Source organism: Streptomyces sp. DH-12, assembly GCF_002899455.1.
Classification (GTDB): domain Bacteria; phylum Actinomycetota; class Actinomycetes; order Streptomycetales; family Streptomycetaceae; genus Streptomyces.
Genome location: NZ_PPFB01000001.1, coordinates 6,878,684 through 6,894,980 on the forward strand (window position 1 = coordinate 6,878,684; position 16,297 = coordinate 6,894,980).

Sequence of the window (16,297 nt, forward strand, 5' to 3'; positions counted from 1 at the left end):
GTCCTCTCGTACGGATGCGGGGTGGACGGCGGCCGCGGGCCGGCGGGGCCGCGGACACGGAGCTGCATGCTAAGCAGACGACATGCTCGTCACAGGCATGCCGTGCGGGGCGTTCACACCACAGGCGGTACGGGGGACGGCACACGGGAGAGCGCCGCCGGCAGGGCCGGCGGCGCTCGAAGGACCGAGGGGCGGATCAGCCCGCCGACGCCCGCGCGTCGGCGCCGACCCGCTCGCGCAGCGGCAGGTGGTAGACGTGGAAGGCCCGGCCGATGACCGGCTGGGCGACGTTGCGCACCTTGACGCCGCCGGTGGTCATGCCGTGCTCACTGCCGGCGTGCGCGTGCCCGTGCACGGCGAGGTCGGCCCCGACGGTGTCGATCGCCTCCGCCAGCAGATAGCTGCCCAGGAACGGGTAGATCTCCGGCGGCTCACCGGCCAGCGTCTCCGGCACGGGGGAGTAGTGGGTGAGGGCGATCCGCACGTCGCAGTCCTCCTGCGCCAGCCGCTCCAGCGCGGTCCGCAGCCCGTCGGCGCAGCGGCGGGAGACCCGGACGAACTCCTTCATCACCGGCTCGCCGAACTCCCCGGCGCTCGCCCCGACGAATCCGCCGCCGAAACCCTTGGTGCCGGCCACCCCGACCCGGGCGTCCCCGATCCGCAGGACCGCCGCCTCGCCCTCCAGGACGTGCGCGCCCGCGTCCCGCAGCAGGCCGGACACCTCGTCCTGCCGGTCGTCGTGATGGTCGTGGTTGCCCAGCACCGCGACCACCGGCACCCCGAGGCCGCGGATCTCGTCGGCGACCACCCGGGCCTCGTCCGTCGTGCCGTGCCGGGTGAGGTCGCCGGCCAGCAGCAGCAGGTCGGCGCAGTCGGGCAGGGTGTCGAAGGCGGGACGCAGCACGCCCCGGGTGTCGGGCCCCATGTGGATGTCCCCGACGGCGGCGACCCGGATCATGACAGCTCCTCCGCGTGGTCGGGGGACGAGGGTTCGTTCACGACGATGTCGCAGTGCACGTCGAGCCCGCCGAGCTCCTCGCGCACGACGTCCAGGACGTCGTCCCGGCAGCGGGCCGAGGGCACGGTCCCGGTGACCAGGACGGCCCCGCCGCGGACCTGGACCCGCACGCCGAGCTCGCCCAGCTCGCCGGAGGCGAGACGGTCCTGGAGATGGGCGACGCGGTACTCGGGGCCCGCGGGCGGGATACCGCCCGCCGGACCGGCGTCGTGGATGTTCATGGGTTCCCTCCACGGGCGGGTCGGATGACGTTCATGCGTTCCAGCAGGAAGAAGAAGGCGGCGGGCATGGGCGCGTCGCCGCAGTCGCGCCGCACCTGCTCCCAGTCGACCTTCTCGCGCAGGGCGCGGGCGATGGGCAGGACGGCGCCGAAGTCGCAGTGGTGCTCGGAGAACGCGGCGATCAGGCCGGTGAGCAGGTCGGTCGGCGCGAGGACCGGCATCCGGACCGAGTCGACGGGCAGTTCCTGCGCGCGGCGCAGCATCTCCTCGGAGACCGGGCGGTGCGCCAGCTCGAAGATGACGTCGACGTCCTGCCCGAAGCAGGTCGCCTTGATCAGCCAGTCCTCGGGCGGGCTGTAGACGGTCAGCCCGGCGTCCCGCAGCGTGGCCGCGACCGGGCCCGCGTCCTCCGGGCGGACGCAAAAGTCCACGTCGTGCTGGAGGTTGCCGCTGCCGCCGTGGGCGTGCACGGCGACGCTGCCCGCCAGCGCGAAGAGGTGCCCGCCCCGCTTCAGCACCGCGCCGACCTGCTTGGCCGCCTCCAGGATGGCCTGGTTGCGGTCGCGGGGGAGGCCGGAGTCGTCGGCGCCTGCGAGCGGCGGCTCGGCCCGCGGGTCGAGCGGCGGCGCCTCTTCGGGGACGTCGGAGGCCAGGCGGAGATCCGGTGTCCCCGGGCGCCGTGTCCCGACGACGTCCTCGCCGTTCTCCGTCATGACCACTCCTTTCGCGGCCGGACCGTGTGGACGGCCGCTGTCTCCGTGCCCGTCGCGGGCGCACGCCGTGTGTGCCTGTTCCTGGTACCCGGAGCGCCCGTTCCGACACGGGGCGCAGGCCCGCGCCGGCAGCGGGGGGACCGCTTCGGGCGTACCCGGGCGGCGCGCCGGCCGATCCGGACCGACGATGGGTCGAGAACCGTCGAAACGGGCCCGGGTGTCCGGTGGTGGAGGTCGACATGGAGCAGGACACGTCGCGTGCGTCGGAGCTTCCGCAGCCCTTGCGGGCCGTCGCCTCGCACCTGCGGCGGCTGCCGGGCGCCGGACAGGTCGGCAAGGCGGCCGGCACCGCACTCGACACCCTCGGCGCGGTGTCCCCCCGCGGCCGCCGCATCGCCGTCTACACCGGTGCGGGCGTCCTCGGCGTCGCCGGCCTGGTGGAGTGGCCCGTCGCCGTGACCGGAGCGGCGGTCGCCTGGCTGACCCGGCCCCGCGACGAGCGGGAGGCCGCCGCCGAGGACACGCCGGAGGCGCCTGCCGGCGACGGCGGCGGTGAGGGTGACGGCGAGGAGGCGTGGGCCGCCGCGACGCGCGAGGGCGGGGCCCCCGCCGCGGCGGGCGCGGAAGCCGACGCGGCCCGCCGCACCCCCGCCGGCGCCTCCGGTGACCACCGTCCCCCCGCCGGCCCCGGCGACCGTCTCACCCCCACCAGGCACCGCCCCGGCGGTGAACCGGCACCGCACGTGCAGCCCGCCAAGGTGGGGGACGAAGGGACCGCGTCCGCGTTGCGGAAGGTGGCCGCGGCGACCGGGCACGACGACGCTCCCGGGCGGCCGGGACACGGCCGGCGTTCCGGCTGAGGCACGGGCAGGGGATCCGGAATGCTCGCACTGTTCGATGTCGCCCCGTTCGCCGGAGCCGTGGCCGGGGCCGCCGCCGGGGCGGTCCGCGGGACGGCCCACGGCGTGGCCTCCGTCCAGGTCACCACGCGCCGCGTGACGCACGTCGCCCGCAACGCCCTCGGCGGCGACCGCCACTGGCGGGCCGGCCACCGCGTGCACCTGGCGCTGCGCCACCCCGACGCCGCCGTCGGCCCCCTCGCCCGCCGGGTCGCCGCCGAGCTGCTCGACCACCCCGACGTCGTCGCCGCGTACTGGGACGAGGGGCTGGCCCGGCTCGTGGTGACCGCCGTGGACGACGCGGCCGGCGACCGCGTGACCGAGCGGGCCGTCGCGGCCGCCGCGCGCCTCGGGCTCGCCGAGGACACCGCCCCCGAGGCGGACGACGGCACCGCGCACCCCGGCGACCCGCGCGAGGTCCGGGTCGCCGCCGCCGCGCTGCTGCTGGACGCCGCCGGTGCGGCCGGCGCCCTCGCCGGCCGGTCGCTGCGCCTGCCTCGCAGCCCCAAGGCCGTCACCGCCCTGGTGACCCTGCTGCGCGAGAACCCCCGCTTCCGCGCCCGGCTGCGCGAGCGGTTCGGCGGCAGCGGCATGGAACTGCTGCTCGCCGCCGCCAACGCCGCCGCGCACGGCGCCGCCCAGTCCCCGGTGTCGCTGCTGCTCGACGCGCTGCTGCGCACCGGACAGCTCACCGAGGCGACCGCCCGCGCGGCGGCCTTCGAGGCGCTCCACGACGACGTGTGCCGTGAGCGGCGCACCAGCGTCCCGCCCCCGCAGGGCGTCCGCCCGCCCCTGCGCGTGACCCCGGCGCAGGCGTACGCGGCGGGCGCGGGCACCGGCAGCGTGGCCGGGGCCGCCGCCACCCTCCTCGTCACCCACGACACCGGTGAGGCCGCCGAGGCCGTGCTCGCCGGATCGCCCAAGGCCGCGCGCTACGGCCCCGCCGCCTTCAACTCCGTGCTCGGCACCCAGCTCGCCCGCACCGGCGTACTGGTGCGCGGCAGGGACCGGCTGCGCCAGCTGGAGATCGCCGACTCGCTGGTCCTGCACGCCGACGCGCTCCGCGGCCTCCCCCCGGCCGAGGACGAGGAGCCCGCGCCGTACCACGACCCCGTGCACCCGCAGGCGGAGGCGGTGCTCGACGCGGCGCGCCGGGCCGGGCTGCACGTCGTCGTCACCGGCGGCTCCGAGCTGAAGGACATCACCCGCCTCGCCGACGAGGTGGCCCCCGCCGGCCTGCCGTTCGGCGACATCGTCCGCGCCCTCCAGCAGGACGGGCACATCGTCGTCAGCGTGGCCCGCGTGCCCGACGGCGGGGACCGGGACGTCGCGGACGGGCTGCCCGCCGGCGACGTGGCGATCGCCCTCACCGACGGCCGTTCGGCGGTCCCGTGGGGCGCCGACGCCCTCGCCCCCGGCGGACTCGCGGACGTCTGGCGGCTGCTCACCGCCATCCCGGCGGCCCGCCGGGTCGGCCGCCGCTCGCAGACCCTGGCCCGCGCGGGCGCCGCCCTCTCCGGGCTGCTGGTGGCCCGCGGCGGCACCCCCGGCGGCCGCGTGTGGCAGCGGCTCACCCGCCACGCCCCGGTGAACGTGGCCGCCGCCGGCGCCCTGCTCACCGGCTGGACCGCGGCCGTCCGCGTGGCCCGCGCCACCCCGCCCGAGCTGCGGCTGCACGTGCCCTGGCACGCCCTGGAACCGGACGAGGCGCACAGCCTCCTGCGGGACACCCGCACCGAGGCCGAACCCGTCGGACTCGCCCTGCTCGGCGCCCGCGTGAGGCAGCGGACCGCGCGCCTGGCCGGGACCGGCGCCGCCGCGCCCGCCCGCTGGACATGGGAGGCGGCCGGTGCGATCCGCCGCGAGCTGGACGACCCGCTCACCCCCGTCCTGGCCACCGGAGCGGTGGCGTCGGCGCTGCTCGGCTCCCTGGTGGACGCGCTGCTCGTGGTCGGCGCCATGGACCTCAACGCGGTCGCGGGGGGCCTGCAGCGGCTGCGCGCCGAACGCGCCCTCGCCCGGCTGGCCGCCCGTCAGCAGCCCCGCGCGCGCCGCCGCGTCACCCGCCAGCGCACGGTCACCGTCGACGCCGCGCGGCTGCGGCCGGGCGACCGGATCGACCTCGCGGCCGGCGACGTCGTGCCGGCGGACGCCCGGCTGCTGAGCGCCGACGGGCTGGAGGTCGACGAGTCGTCGCTCACCGGCGAGTCGCTGCCCGTGGCCAAGAACGTCGCCCCGACGCCGGGCGCGCCCGTGGCGCAGCGCACCTGCATGGTCTTCGAGGGCACCACCGTGGTGGCCGGCCGGGCCGAGGCGCTGGTGGTGGACACCGGCGACCGCACCGAGGCGGGCCGCGCCGTCGCCCTCGCCTCCCGCACCCCGCCCCCCGCCGGCGTGCAGGCCCGGCTGCAGGAGCTGACCCGCAAGGCCCTGCCCGTCACCCTCACCGGCGGCGCGCTGGTGACCGGCTTGTCCCTGCTGCGCGGCAGCCCGCTGCGGCGTGCCGTCAGCGGGGGAGTCGCGGTGGCCGTGGCCGCCGTGCCCGAGGGGCTGCCGCTGGTCGCGACCGTCGCCCAGATGGCCGCCGCCCGCCGCCTCTCCCGCCGGGGCGTGCTGGTGCGCACCCCGCGCACCCTGGAGGCCCTCGGCCGGGTCGACACCGTGTGCTTCGACAAGACCGGCACCCTCACCGAGAACCGCCTCCGCCTGGTGCGGGTGGCCACCGCCGACGGCGCCCTGCCGGCCCCGGACGACGAGCGGGCCGTACCGGTCGTGCGGCTGGCCGCGCGGGCCTGTCCGCAGGAGGAGACCGCCGAGGGACGCAAGGTCGCGCACGCCACCGACGAGGCCGTGCTGGACGCCGCACCGCCGGACGAGGACTGGACGGCGGACGGCGAGCTGGCCTTCGAGGCCAGCCGCGGCTACGCGGCGGCCGTCGGCCGGGACGGCGAGGACGGCGCGTACCTCGTCGTCAAGGGCGCCCCCGAGACCGTGCTGCCCGCCTGCGCGGACCTGCCCGACGAGGCGGCCGGCGCCGCCCACACCCTCGCCGGGCGGGGACTGCGCGTCCTGGCCGTCGCCCGGCGCCCGTGCGAGGGCTCCGATCCGGAGGCGGAGCTGCAGGCCGGCCTCTCCGGCCTGGAGCTCGTCGGGTTCGTCGCCCTGGCGGACGTACCGCGCGACACCTCGCGCGAACTCCTCGCCGCGCTGCGGGAGTCCGGCATCCTGCCCGTCATGCTCACCGGCGACCACCCGGAGACCGCCCGCGCCATCGCGCTGCAACTGGGCTGGCCCGAGGAGACGCAGGTGGTCACCGGGGACGACCTGGTCGCCATGGGCCGCGCCGAGAGGGTCCGCGCCCTGCACGGCGCCGGGGTCGTCGCCCGCGTCGCGCCCGAGCAGAAGCTGCACGTCGTGGAGGCCCTGCAGCAGGCCGGCCGGGTGGTGGCGATGGCCGGCGACGGCGCCAACGACGCCGCCGCCATCCGCGCCGCCGACGTGGGCGTCGGCATCGAGACCCGCGGCTCCGCGGCCGCCCGCAACGCCGCCGACATCGTGCTCACCGGCGGCGACCTGTCCGTCCTGGTGGACGCCTTCGCCGAGGGCCGGGCGCTGTGGCGCAGCGTGGCCGACGCGGTGAGCATCCTCATCGGCGGCAACGCCGGCGAGGTCGGCTTCAGCGTGCTCGGCACCCTGCTCGCCGGCTCCTCGCCGCTGTCGACCCGCCAGCTGCTCCTGGTCAACCTGCTCACCGACATGTTCCCCGCCATGGCGGTGGCGGTGACGCCGAGCGCCGACCCGTCGACGGCGGCGCACGCCGCCACCGGCCCGATGAGCCTCGACGTGCTCGGCGCGCCGCTGCTGCGCTCCATCCGGCGGCGCGGCGTCACGACCTGCCTGGGCGCGGTCACGGCGTACCTGATCGGCCGGCTCACCCCCGGCACCGAGCGCCGCTCCACCACCATGGCCCTGTGCGGGGTGGTCGGCGCGCAGCTGGTGCAGACCCTTTCCGGGCGCCGCCACAGCACGCTCGTGTGGGTGACGGCGCTGGGCTCCGCCGCCGTGCTCGCCGCCCTGGTGCAGACGCCCGGCGTCAGCCACTTCTTCGGCTGCGTCCCGCTGGGCCCGGTCGCCTGGACCGGCGTCGCCCTCGCCATCACCCTGTCCGCCCTCGCCCCGCGCCTGGAACGCCTCGCCGCGGTACGCCGCCTGTACGACCTCGCCACCCGCCTCGCCCTGCGCCTCGGCGACTTCGCGCGGCGGACCCGCCACCTGCTGCACAGCGGCATCGCCCGCCCGGTCGCCTGAGCCCGCGGGCACGGCCCCTGTCCGCCCGTGTCGGCACAACCGGCGGACGGCGCACACACTGGAAGGGCAGGGTGGTTCCGGACACCCCGGCTCCGCCGCCGCAGGCGGGCGCGTGCGCCCGGCGCCGAGGCCCGCCGCTCAGCGAGAAGGGCGAGGATCGGCATGAAGGGTTACGTCTTCCACGGCCCCGGACAGTCCGCCTGGGAGGAGGTTCCCGATCCGGAGATCCGGGAGCCCGGCGACGTCATCGTCCGCGTCGACGCCGTCACCGTCTGCGGGACGGACCTGCACATCCTCAAGGGCGACGTGCCCGAGGTGCGCCCGGGGACCGTCCTCGGTCACGAGGCGGTCGGCGAGGTCGTCGAGACGGGCGCCGACGTCCGCACCGTACGGCCCGGCGACCGGGTGCTCGTCTCCTGCGTGACCGCGTGCGGGCGCTGCCGCTTCTGCCGCGAGGGCATGTACGGGCAGTGCCGGGGCGGCGGGGGCTGGATCCTCGGGCACCTCGTCGACGGCACCCAGGCCGAGTACGTACGGGTGCCGTTCGCCGACCTGTCGGTGTACCCGCTGCCCGGCGCCCTCGCCGGCGAGGACGCGGTGCTGCTGGCGGACATCTTCCCCACCGCCTACGAAGTGGGCGTCCTCAACGGGCGGGTGCGGCCCGGGGACACCGTCGTCGTGGTCGGCGCGGGACCGGTCGGGCTGGCCGCCATCGCCACCGCCCGGCTGTTCGGGCCGGAACGGGTGGTCGCCGTGGACCTGGCGGCGGCCCGGCTCCAGGCGGCGAAGGAGTTCGGCGCCGACGCGGTGGCCGACGCGAGCGAGGGCCCGGAACAGCTCGTCGAGGACCTCACCGGGGAACTCGGCGCGGACGTGGTGATCGAGGCGGTGGGCGCCCCGGAGACCTTCGAACTGTGCACCCGGGTGGTGCGCCCCGGCGGGCACGTCGCCAACGTCGGCATGCACGGCGCGCCCGCCACCCTGCACCTCGAGGACCTCTGGATCAAGAACGTCACCATCACCACCGGCCTCGTCGACACGCACTCCACGCCCACGCTGCTGCGGATGGCCGCGGCCGGCCGGCTGCCCACCCGCCGCCTGGTCTCCCACACCTTCCCCCTCGACCAGATGCAGGAGGCGTACGACGTCTTCGCCGACGCGGCCGGCACGGGGGCGCTCAAGGTCGTCCTCGGCGTCCCGCAGCACGAGGTGGTGGCCGTGCCCCCGACCGTCTGACGGCATGGCACCGCACGGCGGGATCCGGCACGGCGGCGGGGCCCGGCCGTCCCGCCGCTCCGTCGCGCAGGTCCGCGGAAAGACACGTTCCGCCCGTGCGGGCCGGGGGACGACGCGCGACCCTGGAGGGGGGCGCGGTCGGCACCCGTGCGAGGAGGTGACCTCCCATGGCGAGGACGCGTGGTGCGAGGCCCACGGTGCCCTGGTGGCGCTGGCGGCGTAACCCGCTGTGCCGCCGCAGCGACGTCGCCGAGGCCTGGCTGCTGATCGCGACGGCCGTCCTCACCCTGGTCCTCTCGGGGTTCGCCGGGCTGGCGACGGCGGGCGCGGTGGACGCGTCGCTCGACGACCGCCGGGAGCGCACCCGCCCGGTCCCGGCCGTGCTGGTCGAGGACGCGCGCGACGCGGCCCCCGTGTCCGAGAACGGCGACGGCGGCGTGTGGGCCGAGGTGCGCTGGACCGCCCCCGACGGCGCCCGACACACCGGACGGGCCGAGGTGCCCGCCGGCAGCAAGGAGGGCGCCGAGGTCACCGTGTACAACGACGCGTCCGGCCGGCTCGTGTCCGCGCCGCCCGAGGGCGCCGAGGCGGACTTCCAGATCGCCATGGCCGGCATCACGGTCTCCCTCCTCGCCGGCGGCGCGGTCCTGCTCGCCGGGTGGGCCGCCCGGGCCCGGCTGCGGCTGCGGCGCCTGGACCGGTGGGAGACCGAGTGGCGCCAGGTCGAACCGATGTGGCGCAAGCGGATGACCGGCTGATCCCGCCGCGCCCGTGACAGCACGGTGATCCGACGTGGCGACCTGATGGATCGCAAGTCTTCGCAAGTCACTACATGCTTGCCTCGTCCTGCCGTCGCGAACGAAGCAGAGGGGCCGTGTCCGTACCGCGGCCGTCGGCCGGGATCCGGTCCCGGGTCGCCTCCCTGCTCCCCACCCGCGCCGGCCTCGCCCAGGCCCGCCGCCACCCCCGCCGGGACCTGCCGGCCGGACTGACCGTCGCGGTCGTCGCGCTGCCGCTCGCCCTCGGCTTCGGCGTGTCCTCCGGCCTCGGCGCGGAGGCCGGACCGGCCGCCGCCGTGGTCGCCGGCGCCCTCACGGCCGTGTTCGGCGGCTCCCGCCTCCAGCTCTCCCGCCGCCGCGCCGGAAAGGGGACGGCGCGATGACCACGCCGCTGTACCAGCTGAAGGCCGAGTTCTTCAGGACGCTGGGCCATCCCGCCCGGATCAGGGTGCTGGAACTGCCCAGCGAACGCGAGCACTCGGCGGGGGAGACGCTCCCGCACGGGGGCATCGAGCCCGCGCACCTCTCCCAGCAGCTCGCCGTGCTGCGCCGGGCGGACCTGATCGTCGGCCGCAAAGAGGGCTCGGCCGTCCACCACCCGCTGACCGGCCCCCACGTGGCGGAGCTGCCGCGGGTGGCGCGCACCATCCTCTCCGGCGTCCTCGCCGGCCGGCCGGACTCCTCGCGGACCGCCGGGCCGCACAGGGGGGACCAGGACCGTGCCGTGACGGCGCGGGCGGCGGGGCGTCAGGCGTCGCCCCGCCGGCAGTGCAGGAACAGATGCGGCTCCGGGCGGGCCTCCGGGTGACTCGGGGTGAACATCGTGCTCTCCTCCCACTCCACCGACAGCCCCGCCTCCCGTACGAGGGCGATGACGTCCTGCGCCGCGAAGCTGGTGACGCGAGCGGGACGCCCCATGAACACCCCGTCGAACTCCTCCACGTCCAGCGGCACGGTGGCCAGCACCAGCAGGCCGCCCGGCTTGAGCGCGGCCGCCAGCCGGTGGACCAGCTCCCGCTGCTCCGCCCGGGTCATCTGCAGCAGCGCGAAGTACACGCAGACCGCGTCGCAGGAGCCCTCCGGGAGCGGCATCCGCCGGACGTCGTCGCACCGGAACTCCGCCTCCGGCACCTGCCGGGAGGCGATCTCCACCATCACGGGTGACACGTCGACGCCCAGCACCCGGTGTCCGGCGCCGGCCAGCGTGGCGGCCGTGGGCCGTCCGGTGCCGCTGCCCACGTCCAGCACCGTGCTGCCGGGGGAGAGCCGTGCGAGCAGCCAGGTCAGCGAGGCCCGGTGGGCCGAGGAGGACGCGAACGCCTTCTCGTAGTCGCTGCCCAGCGCGTCGAACAACGCCGCCGCCGGTGATCCGTGTTCCTCGCCGCCCACGACACACCCCGCTTCCCAGTCGCCGATGCCGGGCATCGTGCCACTCGTGCCCCGCCGTCACAACGGCGCCTCGCCGGGTCCGGCTTGCGGACGCGGCGGCCGGCACGGCAGTGTCGTGGACGTGCCGACCCTGCTGATCGTCCACCACACGCCCTCGCCGAACTGCCAGGCGATGTTCGAAGCCGTCGTCTCCGGCGCGACCGCCCCGGAGATCGAGGGCGTCCGGGTGGTGCGGCGCGCCGCGCTGTCCGCGACCGCCGCCGACGTCCTGGACGCCGACGGCTGCCTCCTGGGCACGCCCGCCAACCTCGGCTACATGTCGGGCGCGCTCAAACACTTCTTCGACCAGGTCTACTACCCCTGTCTGGACTCCACCCGCGGTCGCTCCTTCGGGTACTACGTGCACGGCGGCAACGACGTCACCGGCGCCGTGCGGGGGATCGAGTCGGTCACCACCGGCCTCGGCTGGCGTCGCGCCGCCGAGGCCGTGACCGTCACGGGCGAGCCCGACAAGGCCGCCCTGCAGCGCTGCTGGGACCTGGGCGCCACCCTCGCGGCGGGACTGGCGGACTGACGCCCGCCGGGTCCCGCCGGGGTCAGGCGCCGTCCATCCTCTGCCGGTCCTGCTCGTCCCAGGCGCGGGTGTCGCGCGGCTGCGTGTACGGCTCCTCCTCCGGAGGATGCCCCCCGGCGATGGCCCGCTGCCGGGCGATCTCCGCGTCGAACTCCAGTCCCAGCAGGATCGCCAGATTGGTGATCCACAGCCAGATCAGGAAGATGATGACACCGGCCATCGTGCCGTACGTCTTGTTGTACGAACCGAAGTTGGCGACGTAGAGGGCGAACCCGGCGGACGCGGCCAGCCAGATCAGCAGCGCCACGAAGCTGCCCGGGGTGATCCACCGGAACCCCTTCACCTTGGCGTTCGGCGCGGCCCAGTACAGCAGCGCGATCATGACGGTGACCAGCAGGACCAGCACCGGCCACTTGGCGATCGACCACACCGTGAGGGCCGTGTCGCCCAGCCCGAGCAGATCGCCCGCCTGCCGGGCCATCCCGCCGGTGAAGACCACGATCAGCGCGCTGACCGTGGCCATCAGCAGCAGTGCGACCGTCACGCCCACACGGACCGGCAGCACCTTCCACATCGGGCGGCCCTCGGGCATGTCGTAGACCGCGTTCGAGGAGCGCATGAACGCCGCCACGTAGCCCGACGCCGACCAGACGGCCAGCAGCAGACCGACGATGGCCACCAGCGACCCGACGCCCGCGTTGCCCTGCAACTGCTGGATCGCCTGGGTGATGATGTCCCGTGCCGCGCCGGGGGCGGTGAGCTCCTGGACGTTCTCCAGGACCTTGTCCGTCGTCGACCTCCCGGTGAGGCCGAGGAGCGACACCAGGGCCAGCAGCGCCGGGAACAGCGCCAGGACTCCGTAGTACGTCAGGGCGGCGGCGCGGTCGGTGAGCTCGTCGTCCTTGAACTCGCGCACACTGCCCTTCAGCGCCGCCTTCCAGGCGCCCTTGGGCAGCTTCGTCGGGGTGTCCGGCGCCGCCCGTTCCACCGCGTCGCTCGGGCCCGGCTCCTGCGCCGGCTGTCCGGCCCGCCGCGAGGACGCGGACCCGTCCGACGCGTCTTGGTGTGCCGGCCGGTGGTCCCGGCCCGGGATATGCAGCTTCATGGCGACCGGGTGCCCCCGCGACGCCATGTCACGCCCGGACGCGCGGGCGGGGCGGCCCTGCGGGGAACACCTTGTGGGAGCGCTCCCATAAGGGCAGGATGCCTGCCATGACCGAGTCTCCCGCTGTCCGTCCGTACCGCCCCGAGGACCGTGAGGCCCTCGACGACATCTGTGTCCGCACCGCGCACAACGGCCGGGACAGCCGCCCCCACTACGCCGACCCCTCCGTCTTCACCGCCGCCTTCGCCGCCCCCTACGCCCACCTGGAGCCGGAGCTGGCCTTCGTGCTGGACGACGGACGGGGGCGCGCGGTCGGCTATGTCGTCGGCGCCGCCGACACCGCCCGGTTCGCCGAGCGGTTCCGCACCGAGTGGCTCCCTCTGGTGGCCGAGCGCCATCCCGCGCCGTCCGGCCCGCCGGCCACCCCGGACGAGGAGATCGCCCGGCTGCTGCACCACCCCGAGCGCATGGTCGTGCCGGAGCTGGCCGCCTGGCCCGCCCATCTGCACATCGACCTGCTGCCCGAGTGGCAGGGCCGGGGCCACGGGCGGCGCCTGATGCGCACCCTGCTCACCGCTCTCGCGGAGCGCGGCGTCCCGGCCGTGCACCTCGTGATGACGGCCGCCAACAAGCCCGCCCGCGCCTTCTACGACCGGATGGGCTTCGAGGAGATCGACGCGCCGACGGATGGCTCGGTCGTCTGCCTCGGCCGCTCCACGCGGGACCTCGACCGGCTCTGAGGGGCGCCCTCCCGCACGTCTGCGCGGGCCTTCGCCGTCGAAAGCGTCGAACACGCCACGGGGTGACGGAAGTGGCGAGAACGAAGGGTTGCCCCTTCCGCCGCCCGGGCGCAGATTGCCCTCTGGGAGCGCTCCCAGAGGGCGTGCGCGGCGGGTGCGCGCGCCCGCACTCCACGACCCCGTGACGGAAGGAAGAACCATGGATTGTCATGCGCAGCACATTTTTCCGCGTGGACTGCCGAGGAGCCGGCCCCGGCTCGCCCTCGCCCTGAGCGCCGTCGTCGCCGCACTGCTGTGCCTGGTCCCCTGGAGCGGCACGGCCCACGCCCACGGCTCCGTGGTGGACCCCGCGTCCCGCAACTACGGCTGCTGGCAGCGGTGGGGCAGCGACTTCCAGAACCCGGCGATGGCCCAGCAGGACCCGATGTGCTGGCAGGCCTGGCAGGACAACCCCAACGCCATGTGGAACTGGAACGGCCTCTACCGTGACGGGTCGGGCGGCAACTTCCGGGCGGTCGTCCCCGACGGCCGGCTCTGCAGCGGCGGCCACACCGAGAACGGCCGCTACCGCTCCCTCGACACGCCGGGCGCCTGGAAGACCACCGACGTGGGCAGCAGCTTCACCGTCGATCTGTACGACCAGGCGAGCCACGGCGCGGACTACTTCCTCGTCTACGTCACCAAGCAGGGCTTCGACCCCACCACCCAGCGGCTGCGCTGGGACGACCTCCAACTGGTGACCCGGACCGGCTCCTACGCCCCGGGCAACCACTACGCGATCCCGGTGAGCACGTCCGGCCTGAGCGGCCGCCACGTCGTCTACACGATCTGGCAGGCCTCGCACTCGGACCAGACGTACTTCCTGTGCAGCGACGTGAACATCACCTGAGCGGACCCGAGCGGGGAGGACAGGGTGCGCTGACGCCCGCGGCCCCCGCCGGACGCGTCCCGTCCGGCGGGGGCCGCGCGTCCCGAGTGGCCTGTGCCCGCTGGGATTCCGGGAAGAAATCGTGAGCCGGTTGAACGCGATGCGGTCCGCCCGCGTATGGAGCGTGGGAATCGAACGCCCGACCCCCCGCGACAGAAGCGTAGGAGTACTGCCTTGGCACGCAACACACGCAGACGCCCCAAACAGCGCGCGACGCTCGCCGCTTTCGCCTTGATCCTGGGTGGCGGCGGCATGATGGCGGCCAATGTCTACGCTTCCGCGACGGACGGCGGGACGGCGGACGCGCAGGTGCTGTCGGGCGCCGCCACCATCGACTGTCCCGATGTGGCCACCGAGCTGACCGCGGTGCCCGACCGGGCCCGCGCGGAGGTGGACAGGGAACTCGCGGGCCTCGATGCCCAGATCGCCGAGGCCTACCAGCGGCTCGGCGAGTCGGCCGACGCGATCCGCCAGGACCCCGGCTTCGCCGGGAACGCCATCGCAGGACCGCTGAAGGACAAGCGCGCCGCGGTGCTGGCCCGCATCGGGGCCGCCATCGAGAAGGCCGGCGGCGAGCGGCCGCAGAACCTCGACGACCTCGCCGCCTGCGCCGTGCGCGACTCCGGCAACGCCCCCGCTCCCGAGGAAGGCGGCGACGGCGGCGAGCAGCCCGGCGACGACCAGGGCCAGCAGAACGGCGGCGACCAGCAGAACGGCGACGGCGACCAGCAGGGCGGCCAGGACGGTCAAGACGGTCAGGATGGTCAGGGCCAGGACGGTGGCGATCAGCAGGGCGGCGGCAACGGCGGTCAGGCCGGCAACGGACCGGTGCCCGGCGACTACGTCTCCATCGAGAGCGTCCAGCCCGATGCCAACACCCCGCAGCCGTCGGGGAACGCCTCCACCGGCACCTTCACCAGCGAGTGCGGCGTCAACGAGAACGGCCTGTTCAACTCGGACAACGTCATCGCCGCCCCCGGCGTGAGCAACGGCGCCCACCACTTCCACGACTACATCGGCAACCAGGCCACCGACGCCTTCGTCAGCGACGAGGAGCTGGCGCGGGCGGAGACCAGCTGCGAGGACCAGCGCGACAGGTCCTCCTACTACTGGCCGGTGCTGCGCCTGCAGAACGGCACCGAGGAGCGCGACGCCCAGTCCCCGGGCGGCGGCATCGAGGGCAACGTCGGTGAGATCGTCACCCCGAAGGACGTCACGCTGACCTTCGTCGGCAACCCGAAGGGCAAGGTCACGGCCATGCCCCGGCTGCTGCGCATCATCACCGGCGACGCCAAGTCCTTCGTCAACGGCCCGGCCAACGCCAACGCCTCCTGGAGCTGCACCGGTTTCGAGGACCGGCAGCTGAAGGACAAGTACCCGCTGTGCCCGGAGGGCAGTGACGTGGTCCGCACGTTCGCCTTCCAGAGCTGCTGGGACGGCCGCAACATCGACAGCGCCAACCACCGTACGCACATGGCGTTCACGGACGCCGAGGGCAACTGCCCGGCCGGCTTCCAGCCCGTTCCGCAGCTCGTCCAGCGCATCGTGTACGACGTCGACGCGCCGAGCCTGGAGGACGGCGGCAAGACCGTCCCGCTGTTCGCGGTGGACTCCTTCCCCGAGCAGCTGCACAAGCCGATCACCGACCACGGCGACTTCATCAACGTCTTCGAGGAGGACCTGATGAACGAGATGGTCGACTGCATCAACGAGGGCCGCACCTGCGGCGCCGGCGGTGACAACGGCGGCGGCGACGGTGGTGACAACGGCGGCGGCGACGACGGCAACGGCGGCGGGGGCGGCAACGGTGGTGACAACGGCGACGGCGGCGACGGCGACGGGGGCGGCGACGGTGACGACAACGGCGGCGAGCAGCCCACCGCCACGCCCGACGACCCGGGCCAGGGCGACGGCGGCGGCGACCAGGGCGGCGGGCAGGACGACGCCGGCCAGGGCGGCGACCAGGGCGGCGACCAGGGCGGCGAGGACGACGGCCAGGAGCAGCCCGCGGCGACCGAGAAGCCCGCGGACGGCGAGGCCACGGCCGCGCCCGGGCAGCCCGACGTGAAGGTCTCCGACCCGGCCGACGCCGGTGACCGGAACGACGCCACGGGCGGCGCGGACGCCGGTGACGGCGGCAACGGTGACGGCGGCCAGGCAGCCCAGGTGCCCGGCAGCCTCCCCGAGCTCGAGGGCGGCGCCCAGGCCCAGGGCGCCGGCGGCAGCCTCGCCGAGACCGGCGCCCAGCTGTGGCCGGCCGCCATCGGCGGAGTGCTGGTGATCTTCGGTTTCCTCGTTCTGCGCAGCGTGCGGCGCAACGCCTGACGTTCGGCACGCGGCGGGCGGCAGGATCCCCCGGGGTCCTGCCGCTCTCCGCTACCGCGGCC

Annotated in this window: 13 protein-coding genes and 2 pseudogenes; 10 read left to right on the plus strand and 5 right to left on the minus strand. The window is 75.5% G+C overall.

What is annotated here, in order from left to right; genetic code table 11:
- Positions 1-196: 196 nt before the first annotated feature.
- The 3 genes from C1708_RS30245 to C1708_RS30255 are packed head-to-tail and all read right to left on the minus strand — an operon-like array spanning position 197 to position 1,952.
- Positions 197-958, minus strand: a complete 762-nt coding sequence (locus tag C1708_RS30245) for a metallophosphoesterase family protein (RefSeq protein ID WP_106415672.1) — start codon at positions 956-958, stop codon at positions 197-199.
- Positions 955-1,239 carry a BON domain-containing protein gene (locus C1708_RS30250; protein WP_106415673.1) on the minus strand — a complete coding sequence of 95 codons (285 nt, stop codon included), beginning with the start codon at positions 1,237-1,239 and terminating at the stop codon, positions 955-957. The genes C1708_RS30245 and C1708_RS30250 overlap by 4 nt, the downstream gene beginning before the upstream one ends.
- Positions 1,236-1,952, minus strand: coding sequence for a nucleotidyltransferase family protein (locus tag C1708_RS30255; protein ID WP_106415674.1), 717 nt, complete (start codon positions 1,950-1,952; stop codon positions 1,236-1,238). The genes C1708_RS30250 and C1708_RS30255 overlap by 4 nt, the downstream gene beginning before the upstream one ends.
- Positions 1,953-2,191: 239 nt before the next feature.
- On the opposite strand from C1708_RS30255, the gene C1708_RS30260 reads away from it, so the two are divergent.
- From C1708_RS30260 to C1708_RS30285, 6 genes and pseudogenes are all read left to right on the plus strand, one after another.
- On the plus strand, positions 2,192-2,812 hold the full coding sequence (locus C1708_RS30260) for a hypothetical protein (RefSeq protein WP_241911360.1): 621 nt from the start codon (positions 2,192-2,194) through the stop codon (positions 2,810-2,812).
- 21 nt (positions 2,813-2,833) lie between these two features.
- Positions 2,834-7,159, plus strand: coding sequence for a cation-translocating P-type ATPase (locus tag C1708_RS30265; protein ID WP_106415676.1), 4,326 nt, complete (start codon positions 2,834-2,836; stop codon positions 7,157-7,159).
- Positions 7,160-7,321: 162 nt separating this feature from the next.
- Entirely contained in the window at positions 7,322-8,395 is a 1,074-nt protein-coding gene (locus tag C1708_RS30270; protein ID WP_106415677.1) for an alcohol dehydrogenase catalytic domain-containing protein, read from the plus strand.
- Positions 8,396-8,562: 167 nt separating this feature from the next.
- On the plus strand, positions 8,563-9,153 hold the full coding sequence (locus C1708_RS30275) for an Rv1733c family protein (protein ID WP_106415678.1): 591 nt from the start codon (positions 8,563-8,565) through the stop codon (positions 9,151-9,153).
- Positions 9,154-9,227: 74 nt separating this feature from the next.
- Positions 9,228-9,524 (plus strand): annotated as a pseudogene (locus C1708_RS30280) (SulP family inorganic anion transporter); the annotation flags it as partial.
- Between the two features lie 29 nt (positions 9,525-9,553).
- A pseudogene (locus C1708_RS30285) lies at positions 9,554-9,894 on the plus strand (ArsR/SmtB family transcription factor); the annotation flags it as partial.
- A gap of 27 nt (positions 9,895-9,921) precedes the next feature.
- On the opposite strand, the gene C1708_RS30290 reads toward C1708_RS30285, so the two are convergent.
- A complete protein-coding gene (locus tag C1708_RS30290) occupies positions 9,922-10,599 on the minus strand; it encodes a class I SAM-dependent methyltransferase (RefSeq protein WP_106415679.1) in 678 nt (225 codons plus the stop codon).
- 85 nt (positions 10,600-10,684) lie between these two features.
- On the opposite strand from C1708_RS30290, the gene C1708_RS30295 reads away from it, so the two are divergent.
- Positions 10,685-11,137, plus strand: a complete 453-nt coding sequence (locus C1708_RS30295) for a flavodoxin family protein (RefSeq protein WP_106416552.1) — start codon at positions 10,685-10,687, stop codon at positions 11,135-11,137.
- 22 nt (positions 11,138-11,159) lie between these two features.
- On the opposite strand, the gene C1708_RS30300 is transcribed toward C1708_RS30295, so the two are convergent.
- Positions 11,160-12,242 (minus strand): YihY/virulence factor BrkB family protein, encoded by a 1,083-nt coding sequence (locus C1708_RS30300; RefSeq protein ID WP_106416553.1) that lies wholly within the window; start codon positions 12,240-12,242, stop codon positions 11,160-11,162.
- Between the two features lie 107 nt (positions 12,243-12,349).
- Between C1708_RS30300 and C1708_RS30305 the strand changes: the two genes are divergently transcribed.
- From C1708_RS30305 to C1708_RS30315, 3 genes are all read left to right on the plus strand, one after another.
- Complete coding sequence (locus C1708_RS30305; protein ID WP_106415680.1) at positions 12,350-12,982, plus strand: GNAT family N-acetyltransferase; 633 nt, start codon at positions 12,350-12,352, stop codon at positions 12,980-12,982.
- A 199-nt stretch (positions 12,983-13,181) separates the two neighbouring features.
- A complete protein-coding gene (locus tag C1708_RS30310; RefSeq protein ID WP_106415681.1) occupies positions 13,182-13,871 on the plus strand; it encodes a lytic polysaccharide monooxygenase auxiliary activity family 9 protein in 690 nt (229 codons plus the stop codon).
- Between the two features lie 294 nt (positions 13,872-14,165).
- Complete coding sequence (locus C1708_RS30315) at positions 14,166-16,235, plus strand: DUF1996 domain-containing protein (protein ID WP_241911474.1); 2,070 nt, start codon at positions 14,166-14,168, stop codon at positions 16,233-16,235.
- Positions 16,236-16,297: the final 62 nt, after the last annotated feature.